This window comes from Coriobacteriia bacterium, from assembly GCA_003149935.1.
Lineage (GTDB): Bacteria > Actinomycetota > Coriobacteriia > Coriobacteriales > QAMH01 > QAMH01.
The window spans coordinates 546,012-564,085 of the sequence record QAMH01000006.1; the positions used below are offsets into that span (position 1 = coordinate 546,012).

The window sequence follows — 18,074 nt, forward strand, 5'->3', positions numbered from 1 at the left end:
GGTCCGGGGGGCCTCGATGGTCGCTTCCCGACGGCCCGCTTCGCGGTCTTAACGGTGCGCTCCCTTAAACCTCGGCCCTACCCTCTCCGGGCCATCAGCCCCAACACGATGCATATGCCAAGGGGTCAGACCCCCTGACACGTGCGTCCTTGGCACATAAAAAAAAGGGGCGGCCGCAATGCGGTCGCCCCTCTCCTGCTCGATGTGGTGAAGCTGGATTGCTTACCAGGTGAGGTCCTCGGCCTCTTCCTTGCCACGGCCCGTGAGCTTGTCGAGCATCATCTTGTGCTCGATCTGAGCCGCAATCTGCTTGGTGTGGATGACCGCATCCGGATTGACCGAGATGGAGTCGATGCCGCTCTTGATGAGGAACTCGCAGAACTCCGGATAGATGCTCGGGAGCTGACCGCAGATGGACACGGTCTTGCCATCCCTGTGAGCGACCTCGATAAGATGGCGGATGGCGCGTTTGACGGCGAGGTCACGGCCGTCGGCGACGTCCTGGATAATCTCGTTGTCGCGATCGAGGCCCAGAATCAGCATGGTGAGATCGTTGCTACCGATGGAGTAGCCGTCAACAAACTTGTTGAACTGATCGGCCATGATGATGTTGCTGGGAATCTCGGCCATGAGCCAGATCTTGAAGTCCGGGCTGCGCACCAGGCCCTCCTCGGCCATGATGCCCGTGACGATCTCGGCTTCCTTGACGGTGCGGCAGAACGGAATCATGACCTGGAGGTTCTTGAAGCCGTACTCGTCACGAACCTTCTTGATGGCCTGGAGCTCGAGCTTGAAGGCCGGAAGGTACTTGGGATCGTAGTAACGCGACGCGCCACGCCAGCCGAGCAGTGCGCTGGGCTCCTCGGGCTCGTACTTGTCGCCACCGGCAAGACCACGGTACTCGCTGGACTTGAAGTCGGAGAGGCGCAGCACGACCTGGCGCGGGGAAAGGGCGCTCGCGACCTTGCGCATGCCCTCGGCGAGCATGTCGACAGCCTCGTTGGCGCGGCCGGTCTCGATGAGATGCATGGGATGCTCGTGGATGAAGGTGGTCCAGATGAACTCCTCGCGCATGAGGCCCACGCCATCGCACGGGAGCTTGCCATGCTTCTCGGCAAGATCGGGATTACCGAGGTTCATGTAAATCTTGGTGCCCGTGACAGGAGCCACGTAAGCCGCGGCGGCAGGTGCGGCGTCAGCAGCAGGTGCCTCGGAGACCATGCTCTTGACGATACCGGCGTACACGGTGCCGTTGGAGGCATCGACCGTGATCTCCTGGCCGTCCTGGATCGAGGCCGTGGCCTCTTGTGAGCGGCTCGCCGTGCCGACGATGCAGGGAATGCCCATCTCGCGGCTGACGATGGCGGCGTGGCAGGTCATGCCACCGGCATCGGTGACGATGGCAAGCGCCTTTTGCATGGCGGGCACCCAGTCGGGAGCGGTCATCGTGGTGACGAGAATCTCGCCGTCCTTGAACTCGTCGATGAGGGCGGGATCGGTGATGACGTGCGCCTTGCCGGCGACCTTGCCGGGAGAGGCCGGCAGACCGGTCACGATAACGTCAAGGTTCTCGGTTGCGGCGTCATCTGCCTCATCGGCAACCTCGCCGTCGGCCTTCTTGCGCGACCAGACCGTCTCGGGGCGCGCCTGGAGCAGCCAGACCTTGCCATCGCGCTCGTCGATGCCCCACTCCATATCCATGTAGCAGCCGTAGTGCTTCTCGAGCTGCTTGGCGTAGTCTGCGAGCTCCTTGATTTGCTCGTCGGTAATGACCTGCTGCTTGCGCTCATCGGCGGGAACGTCGACTTCCTCGACGTCGCCTTCGGGCTTGCGAATCATCTTGATGTGCTTGTCCGAGATGATGCGACGCGTAATCTCACCCGTTGCCTTGTCAACGACGAAGTTGTCGGGCGTGACGGCGCCCTGCACGACCATCTCGCCCAGACCGTAGGAACCCTCGATGGTGACGACCTTGTCATTGCCGTTGGTGACATCGAGCGAGAACATGACGCCTGCGGCCTTGGAGAAGACCATCATCTGGACGGTCGCGGAAAGCGCGATGGACAGGTGATCGAAGCCCGTCTTCTCGCGATAGTAGGTAGCGCGGTCGGTGAAGGTGGAGGCGTAGCACTCCTTGATCTTCTGCACGACCATATCGGGGCCGTGCACGTTGAGGTAGGTGTCCTGCTGGCCCGCAAAGCTGGCATCGGGAAGGTCTTCTGCAGTGGCAGAAGAGCGCACGGCGACGAACGGATCATCCACGTGCATCTTATTGCCGAGCTCGGCGTAAGCGTCCTTGATGGCCTCGACGATGTCTGCCGGCATCTCCTCGGCGACGATCATGGCACGGATGTTGTCGGTCACCTCACGCAGCAGCGCGGAGTCCTCGACGTCCGTGAGCTTCTTGAGCTCCTCGCGGATTTCCTTGTCGAGGCCCGTCCTTTCCATGAACTGACGGTATGCGTATGCCGTGGTGGCAAAGCCATAGGGTACGGGGACATCGGTCTCCGAAGTCATCTCGCCCAGAGAAGAGGACTTTCCGCCTACGATCTCGACGTCCTCGCGGCGAAGCTCGTCGAACCAGAGAACATATGCCTTGTCACGATCCATCTTGCCTATCCTTTCTTTCATGTCGGAGAGGAAGCGGTGCATTGCAAAGTGCGAGAATCCCCGTTTCCAATGTTCGATATTATAGGGTATTTGAAACGCCTTTGGTCCATGACCCTACACGGGAAGAACGAACGAGCCGTGGGGAGACGGAATACGGGGGAATGCGGCATTGTAATGGCGCAGTATCTCTTGTGCCGTCTCCTCGATAGCACGGTCTTTCGTGTTGATGATGACGCAACCGAGCCCGCGCATGATGGTACGCGCGCGGTCGAGCTCCAACGTCACGGCATCGATGTCCGCATACCTCGACTGCCCCAATTGGCCACCCATACGCGTCTTGCGCACGCCAACGAGCACGGAGGGATCGGTTATGAGGCCGAAGAGACGCTCGCGGTCAACTTCGTAGACTTCTTTGGGAAGCTCGAGACCCTCGACAAGAGGAACGTTTGCAACCTTGTACCCCTGCTGCCCCAGATAGATGGACGTCGGCGTCTTGCTCGTGCGGGAGACGCCGAGAATCACGATGTCGGCTTCGGGCAGGTCTTGCGTGAGCAGACCGTCATCGTGGGAGACGGTGAACTCGATTGCCTCGATACGCTGAAAGTACTGATCGTTGATCTTGTGCTGTTCGCCGGGAGCGGGATTGTGGGTCTTGCCGCTCACCTGTTCGATGACCGCAATGGAATCCGACAGGACGTCGACAGCGTAAATGTTGGGATGGTCTGCAAGATACGATTCCAGCGCATCCCTCAGCTCCTGAATGACAAGGGTGTAGTAGACGATGATTCGATCGTCGTTGTACATCTGGCGATGCAAGCGTTGTTCTTCCTCGAGAAACGAGCGAATCTGGTCGAAGGACCTGACGTACGGAAGCACCGTGATATTCGGGTCGAGCTCGCCGAAATGGCTTGCCGCCGAGCGAGCGATGGTCTTGGCCGTATTGCCCATCGAGTCACTGATGACATGGATGGTCGGCAGCGTAGGCATATCGCCCATGACGTGCCTACTTCTTGGCCATCTTGCCGATATCGGCCACGTTGGCGAACACGGCAACGAAGCTGTTGAGCAGACGCAGACGCATCTCGCGCAAGGCCGCGTCGTCATCCATGATGAGCACGGCGTCGAAGAAGTTGTCGATGGGCGTGCGCAGACTTGCAAGCGCCTCGATGGCATCAAGATGAGCGCCATCCGCAAGGGCGGCCGTAACCGCGTCACGGGCAGTAGTAACGGCATCGGCCAGCGCAAGCTCCTGTGCCTCCATGATCGATGTGTCAGCATCGCAACCAAGGGAGGCATCGGCAAGATTTGCCGCGCGCGTGTAAGCCGTCGCCAGGTTTTCGAAGACTTCGGGCTGCTCGTTACGCGCTGTCTGAAGCGCATCGATGCGCGCCAGCGTCTCGGCAGGCTCGAACATTCCCGTCGCCATGACGGCGGCGATGCAATCGGGCGCGTAGCCGCGGTCGCGTGCGATGACCTCGAGACGCGTCGCGAAGAAGGCGCGCACCTGCTCGCGCACCTCGTCGAAGTCGAAATCGACCACGTCGCGATAATTATCGAGCGCAACGTCAATGAGCTTGGCAAGCGAGACGTCGAGGCCATCGAGCAGGATGTTGATGATGCCGATGGCGGCGCGACGCAGCGCGAAGGGATCGGAAGAACCCGTGGGCCCCGCGCCAATCGCGAAGATGCCACAGACGGTATCGAGCTTGTCGGAGAACGCGGTGACGGTGCCCGCAAGGTTGCGCGGCAGCTCGTCGCCGGCAAAACGCGGGCGATAGTGATCGGTGATGCCGAGGGCGACCTCGGGCGTCTCGCCCGAGAAGCGCGCATAGTGACCGCCCATGATGCCCTGCAGGGAGGTGAACTCGACGACCGCGTTGGTGATGAGGTCGGCCTTGCACAGCAGCGCAGTGCGCACGACGTCATCGCGCTCGGCACCCGTGATGCTGGCGGCGTCACAGACGGCCTCGGCGTTCTTCACGATGCGCATGGTCTTGTCGTAGACGCTTCCGAGCTTCTCCTGGAACACGACGCGCTTCAAGCCATCGACGTAGCTCTCGAGCGGCTCACGGCGATCCTCGACCACGAAGAAGGCCGCATCGTCGAGACGGGCGCGCACGACGCGCTCGTTACCTGCGACGATGGTCTCGGTGTAGGCGGGATCACCGTTGCTCACGATGAGAAACGCGTTGTCGAGCGTGCCATCGGGCTGGTACATCGGGAAGTAGCGCTGATGTTCGAGCATCGCGTCGGTGATGATCTCGGGCGGGACGTCAAGGAAACGCTCGTCGAAGTGCGCGAGCATGACGGTGGGATACTCGACGAGATTCACGACCTCGTCGAAGGTGCCCTTGGGGGTGTCAGCCTTGAGGCCCGTCTCGGCCTCGATGGCGTTGATCTGACCGCGAATGGCCTGCGCACGCTTCTTCGCGCTAGGAATGACCTTCATCTCCTCGTAGGCGGCCGGCAAGTCGGAGGCACTCGCAAACTCGAATTCGCGGTCGGCCATGAGGCGGTTGCCGCGCGAGATGCGGCCCGCAACCAGACCGGCATACTCGACGGGCACGACTTCGTCGCCATACAGGGCCATGAGCCAGCGCACGGGACGCGAGAAGGTGACATGACCGCTGCCCCAACGCTGCGACTTGGGCCAGCTGATGCCTGCAATGAGGCCGGCAAGCAGGTCGGGCAGGATATCCGCCGTCTTGCGGGAGGGCTCCTCGACCAAGGCGTACACATACTCCTTGCCGCTCTCGTCCGCCTCGCGCACGAGACAGGAGACGTCAACGCCCTTGCCACGGGCAAAGCCCTCGGCAGCCTTCGTGGGCTTGCCATCATCGTCGAAGGCGATCGCGGCGGCGGGGCCCTTGGCGCGCATGGAGAGCGCCTCGCTTGCGTCGGCAAGGTCCTCGACCACGAGAATCATGCGACGTGGCGTTGAATAGGTGACGACCTCGCCGTGGGCGACGCGTGCCTCGTCGAGGGCGTGCTGTGCCGCATCGGCAAGATCACGCGTTGCCGCATAGAGGGGCATGGCGGGAATTTCTTCGGTTCCGATCTCGAGGACAAGCTTGGATGCATTCATTATGCGACCCCCTCCTTCTCGGCGTCGCCGTCTAGCTCGCGCGGGCCATCCTGCGAGGCGATGTAGGCGCCGCCCTTCTCGATCACATGCTCGAGATAGGACTCGCAGCAGGCCTTTGCCATCGTGCGCACGCGCAGGATGTAGGCCATGCGCTCGGTCGCCGAGATCGCGCCGCGCGCATCGAGCAGATTGAAGGCGTGGCTACATTTCATGACGCAATCGTAGGCGGGAAGCGGCAACCCCAAGTCGAGCAGGCGCATGCACTCGCGCTCGGAAGCATCGAAGCGCGCGAAGAGCATATCGACATCGGCGAACTCGAAGTCATATGCGCTCTGCTCGCGCTCGTTCTCGTAGAAGACGTCGCCATAGGTGAAAATCGAGCCATCAGGCCCTTTGCTCCAGACAAGGTCGTAAACGCTGTCAACGCCCTGGATGTACATGGCGAGGCGCTCGAGGCCGTACGTGATCTCGGCGGGAACGGGATCGCACTCGATGCCACCGACCTGCTGGAAGTACGTGAACTGCGTGACCTCCATGCCGTTGAGCCAGACCTCCCAGCCCAGACCCCAGGCACCCAGCGTGGGGCTTTCCCAGTCGTCCTCGACGAAACGCACGTCATGCTGATGCGGCTCGATGCCGATGGCGCGCAGGGAGCCGAGGTAGAGCTCCTGGACGTCATCGGGAGAGGGCTTGAGGATGACTTGGAACTGATAGTAGTGCTGCATGCGATTGGGGTTGGCGCCATAGCGACCGTCGGTCGGGCGACGGCACGGCTGCACGTATGCCGTCTTCCAGGCACCGGGACCGAGCGCGCGCAGCGCCGTCGCGGTGTGATAGGTGCCCGCCCCCACCTCGGAGTCATATGGCTGCAAGATGACGCAGCCCTGGTCTGCCCAGTACTGTTGCAGGGTCAAAATGATGTCTTGAAAGGTCAGCATGCTCTCTATCCAATCGTGCGTACCATGCGATATGGTCTGCTTGCTTCTACAATGTGCCGATGCGGTCGAGGGGCCAGTACCTGAACACGGCACGTCCCGTTATGTCTTCCGTGTTGATGGCGCCAAAGGCGCGGCTGTCCGCGGAGTTCGTGCGATTGTCTCCCATGACCCAAACATAGCCCTCGGGTACCACATAGGGATACTGGATGCCCGAATTCAAGTCGTTGCTCGGCTTGCCCTGCGTGTACGGCTCGTCGAGGCGTACGCCGTCCACATATACGGCGCCATCGCGCAGGTCAACCGTCTGACCGCCCGTGGCGATGACACGTTTGATGAGCACACGCTCTGGGTCGGACGGATCCTCGAAGGTGATGATGTCGCCTTGGGCAGGCTCGCCGAAGGCGTAGCTCAGCTTCTCGGAAAAGACGCGATCGCCTATCTCGATGGTCTGCTCCATCGAGCCGGAGGGAATCTCGTAGGGCTGCATGACAAAACGCGTGAAGAGCGTGGCCAGGCCAACGGCAACCACGATGATGAGAAGTATCTCGATGACCAGGCGTAATGGCGAGTTCTTCTTCACGAATGCACCCCTTTCCTTCCCTCAAAAACAAACATGTAAGCGTATATGATAGCGCGACCAGACCGGTATCTCAGTCAGAATCGGAACGAATGGTATCTGCGTACGCTCGTTCCTCGTCCGTGAGCTTGGCGGCATCGAGCATGTCGGGGCGCAGCAGAGCCGTCCTCTCGATGGCGGCACGTCGGCGCCATGCCGCAATCGCCCCGTGATTGCCCGAGAGCAACACCTCGGGCACCTCCATATCCCGATAGACAGCGGGTCGCGTATACTGCGGAAACTCGAGAAGGTTGTCGGCAAAGGACTCCTCGACGGCGCTGTTCTCATCTCCCAACGCACCGGGAAGCAAACGGCACACCGCATCGGTAACGACCATGGCAGCAAGCTCGCCGCCCGTCAAAACGTAATCACCGAGGCTGATGCAGCGATCCGCAAGCGTATAGGCACGCTCGTCGATACCCTCGTAACGCCCGCATACCATGAGCAGGCGCTCATAGCCCGCAAGCTCGGCGGCCATATCCTGGTTGAAGGGACGGCCCGTAGGCGTGAAGAAGATGACGTGAGGCTTGGGGCCCGTCGAGCAGATGCTCTCGATGGCTTCGAAAATGGGTGGGCAGCACATGAGCAGTCCGGCCCCTCCCCCGTAAATCTCGTCATCGGTCGTGCGGTGCCTGTCATGAGTCCAATCACGTAGGTCATAGGCGTGAAAGTCGAGTATGCCCTTTTTGCGGGCGCGGCCAAGTATGGAGCTTGACATGACCCCTTCGAACATCTCGGGGAAAACGGAGAGCGTCTCGACAATCATGACTCGATCAAACCGTCCATGACGCGCGTACGAATGGCCTCGTCCGCAGCTTCGGGATACGAGACGATGACCTCGTCCACGACCGGGACGAGCACCTCCCCATACGGACCGTCAATGACCCACACGTCATGGGCGGCTGTCTCGATGACCTCACGTATTTCGCCAAGCTCGCCATGACGCTCGTCAACGACCGTGCGTCCAATCTCGAGCAGGGGATTATCGAGGCCTTCGAGATTGCGCACGTCAGCCAGAAGAAAGCGTCCGGCAATCTGCTCGGCGGCATCGATCGTGTCAATGCCCTCGAAGCGCAGCTGGTAGGTATTGCCCGCACCTTCGCTCACCGATATGACATCAAGCTCGCGCGGGCCCTGCAACGTGGGCGGGACGACGTGAACGTGCAAGCCCTCATAGACGGAAAAGGGAAGGTTGCCGGCCGTCGTGGCCGTAACCTCCCCCTCAAGCCCGCGTGCCTTACCGACACGGGCAACAAGTTCGTATTCTGTACGAGACATACAGCTGCTACTCGGCGAGCTCGACCTCGACACGGAAACCGTCTTGCGAGGCAGCAGCGCGAGCAAGCGTGCGAATCGCCTTGATGATACGGCCCTGACGACCGATGATCTTGCCGATATCGCTCTCGTCGACCTCGATCTCGATGAACAGCTCGCCGTTTTCCTGGTCGGTACCGGTAACGGTCGCCGCCTCGGGATTCTCGACAATCTGCTCGACGAGCGTACGGACGAGCTGCGTGACGTCTTCGAACGACTCGACCATGGCCTACTCTTCTCCGGCCTCTTCGGACTCGCCCTCTTCGGCCTCGGCCTCAGCTGCAGCGGCGGCTTCCTCGGCTGCCTTGCGAGCTGCCTCCTCGGCGGCCTTCTTGGCGGCTTCCTCGGCGGCGATGCGATTGGCCTCGGTCTTGTTGGCGATACGCTGAGCGAGCTTCTCGGGCAGCGGCTCGTTCTTCACGCTCGCGATGATCTTGGCAACGCGGTCGGACGGCTGAGCGCCCTTGGCAATCCACTCATCGACCTTGGCGACATCGAGATCGATGATCGAAGGATCCCCCGCGGGGTCGTAGGTGCCGACCTGCTCGATGATACGACCGTCGCGCTTCTTGCGCTGATCGGCGACCACGATGCGATAGAACGGGGCTTTGTGGGCACCATGACGTGCCAGACGGATGACTACCAAAACTTCTCCTTCAATCTATCGCCTGCACCCATTGCAGGCGTGAAATTGAGACCTGGCGCGATGACGGGTCGCGCACGAACCGACATTGTAACGCAAACTTCACGCGATGGAATAGGTTTTTTCTACATCGAGGTGGTCACGGGCTCGAGAGCGGCAAGCGCATCGTGCACCGTGCGTATGATGTGCGAGACGGCCTCGCTCGTATCGAGCTCGACCTTCTCGCCCGTCGCGCGGTCCTTGAACTCCACGATATCGTTTTGCGCACCACGTTTGCCAATGATCAGCTGATATGGCCAGCCGATAAGGTCGGCATCGGCGAACTTGACGCCGGCGCGCTCGTCACGGTCGTCAAGGGCGACCTCGATGCCCGCGGCCTCGAGTTCGTCGGCGAGCTTGGACGCAAGGGGCTCGACGAGGTCATCGCCCATCTGGAGGGGAATGACGCATACCTGCGCAGGCGCGATGCTCACGGGCCAATACATGCCGTTCTCGTCGTTGCGCTGCTCGACGACAGCCGCCATCGAGCGTGTCACGCCAATGCCATAGCAGCCCATGACGTAGGGTTTCTCGACACCATCGGCATCCATGTACGTGGCGTTCATGGCCTCGGAGTACTTCGTGCCAAGTTTGAAGACCTGGCTCACCTCGATGCCACGCGAACCCGAGAGGACTTTGCCACAGACAGGACACAGGTCGCCCGGCTCGGCGAGCACGAGATCGATCCACGCATCCGGCGTGAAGTCACGACCGGGCTCGGCACCCAGGAAGTGGTAGCCATCCTCGTTGGCACCGACGGCCCAGGCATGCGTGCCTTCGAGCGCGGCATCGCAGATGCAGACAACGCCTTCCGGCAAATCGACGGGACCCATCGAGCCCTTGTGCAAGCCCGCTTCGAGCATCTCCTCGTCCGTGAGCAGACGCCAGCCCTCGATGGCCTTCTCGGCCTTGATGTCGTTGAGCTCGTGGTCACCGGGGATGAACAGGGCATAGATCTTGCCGTCGGCACCGGTGCCCGATAGGGCCTTGACGGTCGCGTTCTCGGGCACGTCGAGGAAGCCCGCAAGATCGCCGATGGTATGCACGCCTGGCGTCTCGATCTTCTCGAGTGCGCGCTCCTCGCCGAGCGCCATCGTCACGCCCACGTTTGCCGCCTCGGCGTCTGCCGCGAATCCGCAGGTGCAATGCACGAGGTCGGACTCGCCGGCATCGGCCAGCGCCATGAATTCGCAGGTCTCCGAGCCGCCGATCTGGCCAGAATCGGCCTCGACCATGCGATACTCGAGGCCGAGCCGCTCGCAGACACGCGCGTAGGCGACCTCCATATCGCGATAGCTCTCGTCAAGCGATTCTTCGTCGGCGTTGAAGCTGTACGCGTCCTTCATCACGAACTCGCGCGTCCTGAACAGGCCGAAGCGCGGACGCATCTCGTCGCGGAACTTCACCTGCATCTGCCACAGCGTGCAAGGAAGGTCCTTGTAGCTACGCAGCTCGTCGCGCACGAGGTCGGTGATGAGCTCCTCGTGGGTGGGGCCCAGACACAGTTCGCGCTCGTGGCGGTCGGTAACGCGCATGAGCTCGGGACCGTAATCATCCCAGCGCCCCGACTCGTGCCAGAGCTCGGCAGGCTGCAAGATGGGCATGAGGATCTCCTGGGCGCCGGTCGCGTTCATCTCCTCGCGCACGATGTCCTGCACCTTGTTGAGCACGGTCATTCCTAGTGGCAAGAAGGTGTAGGTGCCCGATCCCATCTGACGAATCATGCCCGCGCGGAGCAGCAGCTTGTGGCTTGCGATATCCGCTCCGGCAGGATCTTCCTTCAATGTCGGACAATAGGTCTTGCTCATACGCATGATGCTCATGTTGTACCCTCGCTTGCGCTCGTGCTCGAAACATATGTCGCACATGGTACCACGTAGGCACAACTGCAATGAAAGCCATATCCACGCAAAAGGGGCAGATGCAATGCATCTGCCCCTCTCCCACGGCTTCGATGCCGAATCCAGACCTTCGGCGCAGGAATCCGTTTGCCTTCGAAACGCGCTTATCGCTCCTCGTTGCCCACGAAAGCACCGCGCACGGAGCAAGCCAGTGCACCGTCACGGTAGTTGTCCTCGGAGAAGGTGCTCTGAATCTTGCCGTCCTGAGCGATGTAGGAAACCATTTCCTCGACGGTCATCTTGGTGTAGTCGCGGTAGGTGTGATTGCAAGCCATTACGTACTCCTTTACTTGGCATCCAATAAAAGCAGGCACACCTTAACAGCAACGAGAGCGGTTATTTATTCTGATTTTAGAATAAAGATTTGAGCCTTGGGCGGAGTCACGAACATCGTACCCGCTCAACGGCGTCATGATGCCGCTGTTGCCGCAAACGGACACCCCGTGCAAATACGGCACGGCCGCCAACGGCAAAACGCACGACCGAGACAGAGAGGCGATCACTGCAACGAGACCAAGCCAGGCACCGCAAAGCACGAAGACGCCCCGGAGCAATATGAGTCCGGGGCGTCCTCGATGTGAAAGCGAAAAACTAGAGATTGATGCTGATGTTGGCTTCCTTGAGCTGGCGACGGCTCACCTCGCCGGGTGCGCCCGTCATCGGATCGGCACCCGAACTCGTCTTGGGGAAGGCGATGACATCGCGGATGGACGCATAGCCGCCGATGAGCATGACCAGACGGTCCAGGCCGAGCGCGATGCCGCCATGAGGCGGTGCGCCAAAGCCGAGTGCGGTGATGAGGAAGCCGAACTGCTCGTCGATCTGCTCGTCGGTCATGCCGATCTGACGCAGAATGCGGCGTTGCAGCTCGGGCTGGTGGATACGAATGGTACCGCCACCCATCTCGAAGCCGTCCATGACGATGTCGTAGGAGTAGCTGCCGCAGGCAAGCGGATCGCTCTCGATCTTGTCGAGGTCCTCGTCGCGCACGCGCGTGAACGGATGGTGCTCGGCGGCATAGCGCTTCTCGTCCTCGTCGTAGCGGAACATCGGGAAGTTCACGACCCAGCACAGGTCATGCGTGCCTGGCTCGATGAGGTTCATGGCATGTGCCATGTGCAGGCGCATGTTGCCCAGGACCTCGTTGACGACGGTCGCGCTGTCGGCACCGAGCATGACGAGGTCGCCCGGCTCGACGTCGAGCGCCGTCTTGATCGCCTCGATTTCATCGTCGCTGAAGAACTTGGTGATGGGGCTATTGACCTTGCCCTCGCTGCGGAACTGGATCCAGGCCATACCCTTGGCACCCCACTCGAGCGCCAGGTCGCCCAGCTTGTCGATTTGTGCACGCGGCCAATCGCCCGCACCCTTGGCGTTGATGGCCTTGACGACGCCGCCATTGGCAAGCGCGCCGGAGAAGACCTTGAAGCCGCAGTCCTTGACGATATCGGAGATATCGATGAGCTCCATGCCAAAACGGCGGTCCGGGCGGTCGGTGCCATAGCGGGCCATGGCCTCGGCGTAGGGCACGCGGTCGAGCGGGAAGCTCACGTCGTCGATGCCGACGGCCTTGAAGACCTCGGCGAGCACGTCTTCCATCATGTTCATGACGTCGTCTTCGGTGACGAAGGACATCTCGATGTCGACCTGCGTGAACTCGGGCTGACGATCGGCGCGCAGGTCCTCGTCGCGGAAGCAACGCGCGACCTGGTAATAGCGCTCGATGCCGCCAATCTGCGTGAGCTGCTTGAAGAGCTGCGGCGATTGCGGAAGCGCGTAGAAGTGACCGGGATTGGTGCGGGACGGCACGATGAAGTCGCGGGCGCCCTCGGGGGTGGACTTGCCCAGAATGGGGGTCTCGACCTCGATGAAGAGGCGCTCGTGCAGGGCATTGCGAATCGACCAGGTGACGGTGTCGCGCAGACGCAAGGCATCGGCCACGGGCGTACGGCGCATGTCGAGATAGCGCCACTTCATGCGCGTGAGCTCGTCGGTGTCGATATCGTCATCAAGCGGGAAGGGTGGTGTGGCGGACTCGTTGAGGATCGTGCACTCGTTCACGACCACGTCGATCTCGCCCGTGGGCAGGTCGGGGTTGGCGGTGTCTTCGGGACGCTCGCGCACGAAGCCGGTAACCTCGATGGCCCACTCGGGACGCATCCTCTCGCCCAGCTCGAAGCAATCCTTGGCGGTATCGGGATCGAAGACGACCTGCGTAATGCCCGTGCGATCGCGCAAATCGACGAAGATGAGGCCGCCGTGGTCACGCCTGCGGGCGACCCAGCCGGTAAGCGTCACCGTCTGGCCGATGTCCTTGCGGCGCAGCTCGCCGCAGGTGTGCGTGTGCATGGAGTACTCGTTTGCAAAATCCTCAGGCACTGTATGCCCTCCTTCATCATGCGATCCGCCATAGACAGTGGAGGACCGCGTCCTTCTTACTCATAAATTAGCTATTATGAAACAAGCGACAACCCCGCGCGAGGGGCATTTCGCCAAGCGCACCTAGAGCAAGCGCGCCATATCCTCGGCAATGGTATCGAGTGACACAGACGTCTCCTCGTGCGTGTTCATGTTGCGTGCCGTGCACGTACCGGAAGCCAGCTCATCGGGGCCGATGACAAGCACGTAAGCTGCCTGTGTCTTGCCGGCAACCTTGAATTGCGACTTGAGCGAGCGGCCCTGCATGTCCATCTGCGCGGCGATGCCCGCATCACGCAGCGCTTGCACGATGGCGAAAGCGTCCTCGGCAAGTGCGGCATCTGCGAGCGCGACGTAGACGAAGGGACGACTCTCGGGCGCAAGATCGATGCCGAGCTCCTCGAGTACGAGCAGGATGCGCTCGAAGCCAACGGCAAAGCCGAGGCCCGGCAAGTCCTTGCCCGAGATCTCGCCCATGAGCTTGTCATAGTGACCACCGCCACCGATGGCAGTCTGCGTTCCCAGACCAGCCGTGACCTGCACCTCGAAGACGGTGCCCGTGTAATAATCGAAGCCACGGACGAGACGGGGATCTTCCATGTACGAGATACCGGCGGCGTTCAAGCACGATTTGACCTGCTCGAAGCGATCGGAGCAGCTTTCGCACAGGTAGTCCGAAAAGCGCGGGGCATCGTCCATGACGCGCTTGCACGCCTCGTTCTTGCAGTCGAAGGAGCGCAGCGGATTGGCGTCGATACGGCGCTTGCACTCATCGCAGAGCTCTTCGGCGTGCTCGGCCTCGTAATCGCGTGCCGCCTGCGTGTAGGCCGGACGGCACGATTCGTCACCCATCGAGTTGATGAGCAGCGTCATCTGCTCGGCGGGTATGCCGAGCGCGGCGAAAAAGCGCATGCACATGATGATCATCTCGGCATCGGCAATTGGCTCGGTGGCGCCAAGGCACTCGACGCCCACCTGTCTGAACTCGCGATAGCGACCCTTCTGCGGGCGCTCGGCGCGAAACATGGGGCCTGCGTACCAGAGCTTTGCCGGAGCCGCACCTTGCGGCACGAGGGCGTGCTCGGCGATGGCGCGCACGACACCCGCCGTGCCCTCGGGGCGCAGCGAGAGGACCTGGTCGCTCTTGAGCGTGGTACCCTCGCGCATTGCCTGCATGGCCCCCATCGACCGTACCGAGAAGAGCTCCTTGCTGGCAACGTCACTCGTCTCTCCCACGCTGCGCGTGAAGAGCTCGGTGCTCTCGAAAACCGGCGTCTGGATGGGCTCGTAGCCATAAGCGGAAAACACCTCGTTCGCACGAGCGACGAACTCGAGCCACGCACCTGCGCGGTCGAAGATAAGATCCTGAGTGCCTTTCGGTGCCTTGTATCGCATTACTTGCCGTCCCTTTCATTCGTCTGGTCTCCGCTTGCGACAGGCTCGTCGCTCACGACGATGGCATCGACATCGATGGGCTGCGGGTCATCCGAGCCTTGCGCGTCCTCGACGGTCGCGCTCATGGTCGTAAGCTCGTCCTCGTATGCCTGCTTGTGAGCGGCATTTTCCTCGATGCGAGCTATGAGCTCGGCATGCGATGCGCGAAACGCCGCATCATCCGACAGTTGCTCGTAGACATCGCGGCCTAGCTGCTGCATGAGCTTGTTCTCCTCAAGCACCAAGTCGGCGATCTTCATCTTGATCTTGGCCTTAGCCGCTACATCACCCGCCGTCGACGCAAGCCCTGACACGAACTCGCTGCCCTTGTCGATGAGCTCTTTGGCGGTTTCCTGAAAACTACTCATGCATGGCTCCTTTGCAGATGATGGTCATGTACGCAAAAGAGGCCCATCAGGGCCTCTCGAGGTAACGCGTATATGCACGAAGACTAGGCGCGGGTGACCTTGCCGGCCTTCAAGCAGCTCGTGCAGACGTTTGCCTTGCGAACGTGGCCCTTGGCGTCCTTGATGGTGACCTTCTGGATGTTGGGACGAAAGACCCTGTTGGTCACACGGTGGGAGTGGCTGACATTGCGGCCTGCTGCCGGATGCTTTCCGCAGACCTCGCATACCTTCGACATCTTCGTTCTCCTTGCTACAAACGGCTTACGCCGGATTTCCATGCGGATTGAGCGTGTCACCACGCGAATTCGGAATTATAGCACAAATTGCATGATGTGAGACGATGATTTTCTAGGCGGTGTGGATTCCTCGTTTGTCCGCCGACGATCCCTATGACCTCGGGTGGGCATCCTTGTAGACGTCCTTCATGTGCTGCAGCGACAGGTGCGTGTAGACTTGCGTCGTCGAAAGGCTCGCATGCCCGAGCATCTCCTGCACGCTGCGCAGGTCGGCGCCGCCCTCGACCAAATCCGTCGCGAAGGCATGACGCATGTCATGGGGATGCAGACTCGGGTCAAGACCCGCCTGAGCAGCCCGCTGCTTGAAAACGCGTCGCAGGCTGTCGGCAGACATCGCGTTTCCGCGCGTGGAGACGAAGAGCGAGTTGCTACGCGCATCGCCCAGAAGAGACGGACGCCCCTCTCGCACGTAACGGTCCACGGCTTCGAGCGCGATGGGATACAGAGGGACGATGCGTTCCTTGGAGCCCTTGCCAAAGAGACGGATGCTCGCATCCGAGAAATTGACATCAGCGAGCTCGAGCCGTGCAAGTTCGGCGATACGGGCACCACTCGCATAGAGCAGTTCGAGAAAGGCTTGGTCGCGCAAACCAACGGGATCGTCTTCGCATACGGCAAGCAATCGCTCGATGTCGGAGTCGCTCGTCTTGCGCGGAAGGTCGCGCCCCAACTTGGGCGACGAAGTCGCTGCCGCGGGATTGAACTGCGTGACATTCTGGACGTTCAGGTACTTGAAGAAGGTGCGTATAGCCGAAAGGCGTCGAGAGACCGTCTTGGGGGTATAGCCAGAGGCATTGAGCTCCACGAGGTAACGGCGAAACCGTCGATACTCCACCTGGAGCGGGTCGAGTCCGCTACGTGCGGCCCAATCAAGGTAGCTGCGTATGTCGATGCAGTACGCGCGCACGGTGTTATCGGAAAGCCCCCGCTCGACCGAGAGATGCCGTGCAAAGGCGCAAGCCCAACACACGGCGCTCGCGTCGAGGCGCTCATCGGCGAAGCATTCCTCGGGAGAGAAGGCCTTCGTCATGATTGCGGTGCTCCATCGAAGAGGTCGGGACGCCCCGCGACGAAATCGTCGATGGCCGCATGCGCCCGCGCAGCATAGGCAGCTTTGCGCTCGCGCTTGTTGCGTATCTTGGGTTCGATGGGATCGATGATGCCGTAGTTGACATGCATGGGCTGGTAATCTGCCGTGCCAGGATCGGTCGCGTACGCGAGTAGACAACCGAACAGGCTCTCGCGAGGCAGCACGGGCTCGGCAAGGCCGGCGAGCTCGGCGTAGACGGCGAGCGCGACGAAGAGCCCCGAGGCGACGGCCTCGAGGTACCCTTCCGTACCCGTGAGTTGACCCGCGAGATGCACCTCGGGCCTCGAGGGGATGGCGAGCGTCTTCGTCAGCACGTGCGGTGTGTCGACAAAGGTGTTGCGATGCATGACGCCGAAGCGCGAGAACTCGGCGTTCTCGAGGCCGGGAATCATCCTGAAGACGCGTTCCTGTTCGCCAAAGCGCAGGTTGGTCTGGAAGCCAACGAGGTTGTATGCCGTCGCCGCGGCGTTCTCGGCGCGCAGCTGCACGGCAGCCCAGGGGCGCTTACCCGTACGCGGATCGGTAAGCCCAACTGGTTTGAGTGCACCATGCGAGAGCGCATCGCGCCCGGTACGCGCGACTTCCTCGACTGGCTGGCACGCCGCGAAGAGCTCGCGACGCTCGAAATCCTTTTCGATAACGCGGCCCGCGTTGACGAGCTCGTCAACGAAGGCTTCGTATTCCTCACGATTCATCGGAGCGTTGAGATAGTCGGCCGTGTCACCTTTGTCATAGCGTGACTGGGCGAAGATAACCGATCGGTCAAGGGAGTCCGCCTCGACGATGGGGGCTGCCGCGTCGTAGAACGCAAGACCTTGCGAACCGAGCTCGTCGGTAAGTTGCCCCGCGAGCGCATCGGCCGTGAGCGGGCCGGTCGCGATGATAGCAGGTCCATCGGGGATGATCGTGCACTCCTCGCGCACGAGCTCAATGTTGGGCGATGCGTCGATCAGGCGCTGCACGGCAGCGGAGAATTCGTCGCGATCGACTGCAAGCGCACCGCCTGCGGCTACGCGCGTTTCATAGGCGCAGACAAGGAGCCTGGAGCCAAGCGCGGAGAGCTCGTACTTGAGCGAACCGGCCGCCGTCTCGGGATCGACGCTCTTGAGGGAGTTCGAGCAGACGAGCTCGGCGACGTTGCCCGTCTTGTGCACGGGCGTGGAATGCTCGGGGCGCATCTCGATAAGACGTACGGGGACTCCACGTGCAGCGAGCTGCAACGCGGCCTCGCAACCAGCGAGCCCTGCCCCGATGACCGTGACTGTTGGAAAGCTCATGTGCCC

16 protein-coding genes are annotated in these 18,074 nt (G+C 61.3%); all 16 read right to left on the reverse strand.

What is annotated here, in order from left to right; translation table 11 throughout:
• Nucleotides 1–222 precede the first annotated feature (222 nt).
• The 16 genes from DBY20_05230 to gid all read right to left on the reverse strand — a co-directional run bounded on the left by DBY20_05230 (nucleotide 223) and on the right by gid (nucleotide 18,068).
• Complete coding sequence (locus tag DBY20_05230) at nucleotides 223–2,610, reverse strand: phosphoenolpyruvate synthase (protein PWL79270.1); 2,388 nt, start codon at nucleotides 2,608–2,610, stop codon at nucleotides 223–225.
• Between the two features lie 114 nt (nucleotides 2,611–2,724).
• On the reverse strand, nucleotides 2,725–3,606 hold the full coding sequence (locus tag DBY20_05235; GenBank protein ID PWL79271.1) for a kinase/pyrophosphorylase: 882 nt from the start codon (nucleotides 3,604–3,606) through the stop codon (nucleotides 2,725–2,727).
• A gap of 7 nt (nucleotides 3,607–3,613) precedes the next feature.
• Nucleotides 3,614–5,695, reverse strand: coding sequence for a glycine--tRNA ligase subunit beta (locus DBY20_05240; GenBank protein PWL79272.1), 2,082 nt, complete (start codon nucleotides 5,693–5,695; stop codon nucleotides 3,614–3,616).
• Nucleotides 5,695–6,633: a glycine--tRNA ligase subunit alpha gene (gene glyQ / locus DBY20_05245; GenBank protein PWL79273.1), complete on the reverse strand. Its 939-nt coding sequence runs from the start codon at nucleotides 6,631–6,633 to the stop codon at nucleotides 5,695–5,697. Before glyQ ends, DBY20_05240 begins: the two co-directional genes overlap by 1 nt.
• Nucleotides 6,634–6,679: 46 nt before the next feature.
• Nucleotides 6,680–7,213, reverse strand: a complete 534-nt coding sequence (lepB, locus tag DBY20_05250; protein PWL79274.1) for a signal peptidase I — start codon at nucleotides 7,211–7,213, stop codon at nucleotides 6,680–6,682.
• Between the two features lie 70 nt (nucleotides 7,214–7,283).
• Nucleotides 7,284–8,015, reverse strand: coding sequence for a tRNA (guanosine(37)-N1)-methyltransferase TrmD (locus DBY20_05255; GenBank protein PWL79275.1), 732 nt, complete (start codon nucleotides 8,013–8,015; stop codon nucleotides 7,284–7,286).
• Entirely contained in the window at nucleotides 8,012–8,527 is a 516-nt protein-coding gene (locus DBY20_05260) for a 16S rRNA processing protein RimM (GenBank protein ID PWL79276.1), read from the reverse strand. Before DBY20_05260 ends, DBY20_05255 begins: the two co-directional genes overlap by 4 nt.
• Before the next feature lie 7 nt (nucleotides 8,528–8,534).
• On the reverse strand, nucleotides 8,535–8,789 hold the full coding sequence (locus DBY20_05265; GenBank protein ID PWL79277.1) for a KH domain-containing protein: 255 nt from the start codon (nucleotides 8,787–8,789) through the stop codon (nucleotides 8,535–8,537).
• A 3-nt stretch (nucleotides 8,790–8,792) separates the two neighbouring features.
• Nucleotides 8,793–9,224 (reverse strand): 30S ribosomal protein S16, encoded by a 432-nt coding sequence (locus DBY20_05270; GenBank protein PWL79278.1) that lies wholly within the window; start codon nucleotides 9,222–9,224, stop codon nucleotides 8,793–8,795.
• Nucleotides 9,225–9,331: 107 nt separating this feature from the next.
• Nucleotides 9,332–11,059: a proline--tRNA ligase gene (locus DBY20_05275; protein PWL79431.1), complete on the reverse strand. Its 1,728-nt coding sequence runs from the start codon at nucleotides 11,057–11,059 to the stop codon at nucleotides 9,332–9,334.
• Nucleotides 11,060–11,737: 678 nt separating this feature from the next.
• The gene (locus tag DBY20_05280; GenBank protein PWL79432.1) at nucleotides 11,738–13,495 is read right to left on the reverse strand and encodes an aspartate--tRNA ligase; all 1,758 of its coding nucleotides are present in this window, start codon (nucleotides 13,493–13,495) and stop codon (nucleotides 11,738–11,740) included.
• A gap of 153 nt (nucleotides 13,496–13,648) precedes the next feature.
• The gene (locus DBY20_05285) at nucleotides 13,649–14,959 is read right to left on the reverse strand and encodes a histidine--tRNA ligase (protein ID PWL79279.1); all 1,311 of its coding nucleotides are present in this window, start codon (nucleotides 14,957–14,959) and stop codon (nucleotides 13,649–13,651) included.
• Complete coding sequence (locus DBY20_05290) at nucleotides 14,959–15,366, reverse strand: hypothetical protein (GenBank protein PWL79280.1); 408 nt, start codon at nucleotides 15,364–15,366, stop codon at nucleotides 14,959–14,961. Before DBY20_05290 ends, DBY20_05285 begins: the two co-directional genes overlap by 1 nt.
• Before the next feature lie 83 nt (nucleotides 15,367–15,449).
• Nucleotides 15,450–15,641 carry a 50S ribosomal protein L28 gene (gene rpmB, locus DBY20_05295; GenBank protein PWL79281.1) on the reverse strand — a complete coding sequence of 64 codons (192 nt, stop codon included), beginning with the start codon at nucleotides 15,639–15,641 and terminating at the stop codon, nucleotides 15,450–15,452.
• Between the two features lie 151 nt (nucleotides 15,642–15,792).
• Nucleotides 15,793–16,731, reverse strand: a complete 939-nt coding sequence (locus DBY20_05300) for an integrase (protein PWL79282.1) — start codon at nucleotides 16,729–16,731, stop codon at nucleotides 15,793–15,795.
• Nucleotides 16,728–18,068, reverse strand: a complete 1,341-nt coding sequence (gene gid / locus DBY20_05305) for a methylenetetrahydrofolate--tRNA-(uracil(54)-C(5))-methyltransferase (FADH(2)-oxidizing) TrmFO (GenBank protein ID PWL79283.1) — start codon at nucleotides 18,066–18,068, stop codon at nucleotides 16,728–16,730. The genes DBY20_05300 and gid overlap by 4 nt, the downstream gene beginning before the upstream one ends.
• Nucleotides 18,069–18,074 lie beyond the last annotated feature (6 nt).

Coding starts and splice junctions, on each gene's coding strand:
- DBY20_05300 (PWL79282.1), bottom strand. CDS start 16,731: ATGACGAAGGCCTTCTCTCCCGAGGAATGCTTCGCCGATGAGCGCCTC.
- rpmB (PWL79281.1), bottom strand. CDS start 15,641: ATGTCGAAGGTATGCGAGGTCTGCGGAAAGCATCCGGCAGCAGGCCGC.
- DBY20_05275 (PWL79431.1), bottom strand. CDS start 11,059: ATGCGTATGAGCAAGACCTATTGTCCGACATTGAAGGAAGATCCTGCC.
- glyQ (PWL79273.1), bottom strand. CDS start 6,633: ATGCTGACCTTTCAAGACATCATTTTGACCCTGCAACAGTACTGGGCA.
- DBY20_05265 (PWL79277.1), bottom strand. CDS start 8,789: ATGGTCGAGTCGTTCGAAGACGTCACGCAGCTCGTCCGTACGCTCGTC.
- DBY20_05230 (PWL79270.1), bottom strand. CDS start 2,610: ATGGATCGTGACAAGGCATATGTTCTCTGGTTCGACGAGCTTCGCCGC.
- gid (PWL79283.1), bottom strand. CDS start 18,068: ATGAGCTTTCCAACAGTCACGGTCATCGGGGCAGGGCTCGCTGGTTGC.
- DBY20_05235 (PWL79271.1), bottom strand. CDS start 3,606: ATGGGCGATATGCCTACGCTGCCGACCATCCATGTCATCAGTGACTCG.
- DBY20_05240 (PWL79272.1), bottom strand. CDS start 5,695: ATGAATGCATCCAAGCTTGTCCTCGAGATCGGAACCGAAGAAATTCCC.
- DBY20_05290 (PWL79280.1), bottom strand. CDS start 15,366: ATGAGTAGTTTTCAGGAAACCGCCAAAGAGCTCATCGACAAGGGCAGC.
- DBY20_05285 (PWL79279.1), bottom strand. CDS start 14,959: ATGCGATACAAGGCACCGAAAGGCACTCAGGATCTTATCTTCGACCGC.
- DBY20_05280 (PWL79432.1), bottom strand. CDS start 13,495: ATGCACACGCACACCTGCGGCGAGCTGCGCCGCAAGGACATCGGCCAG.
- DBY20_05255 (PWL79275.1), bottom strand. CDS start 8,015: ATGATTGTCGAGACGCTCTCCGTTTTCCCCGAGATGTTCGAAGGGGTC.
- DBY20_05260 (PWL79276.1), bottom strand. CDS start 8,527: ATGTCTCGTACAGAATACGAACTTGTTGCCCGTGTCGGTAAGGCACGC.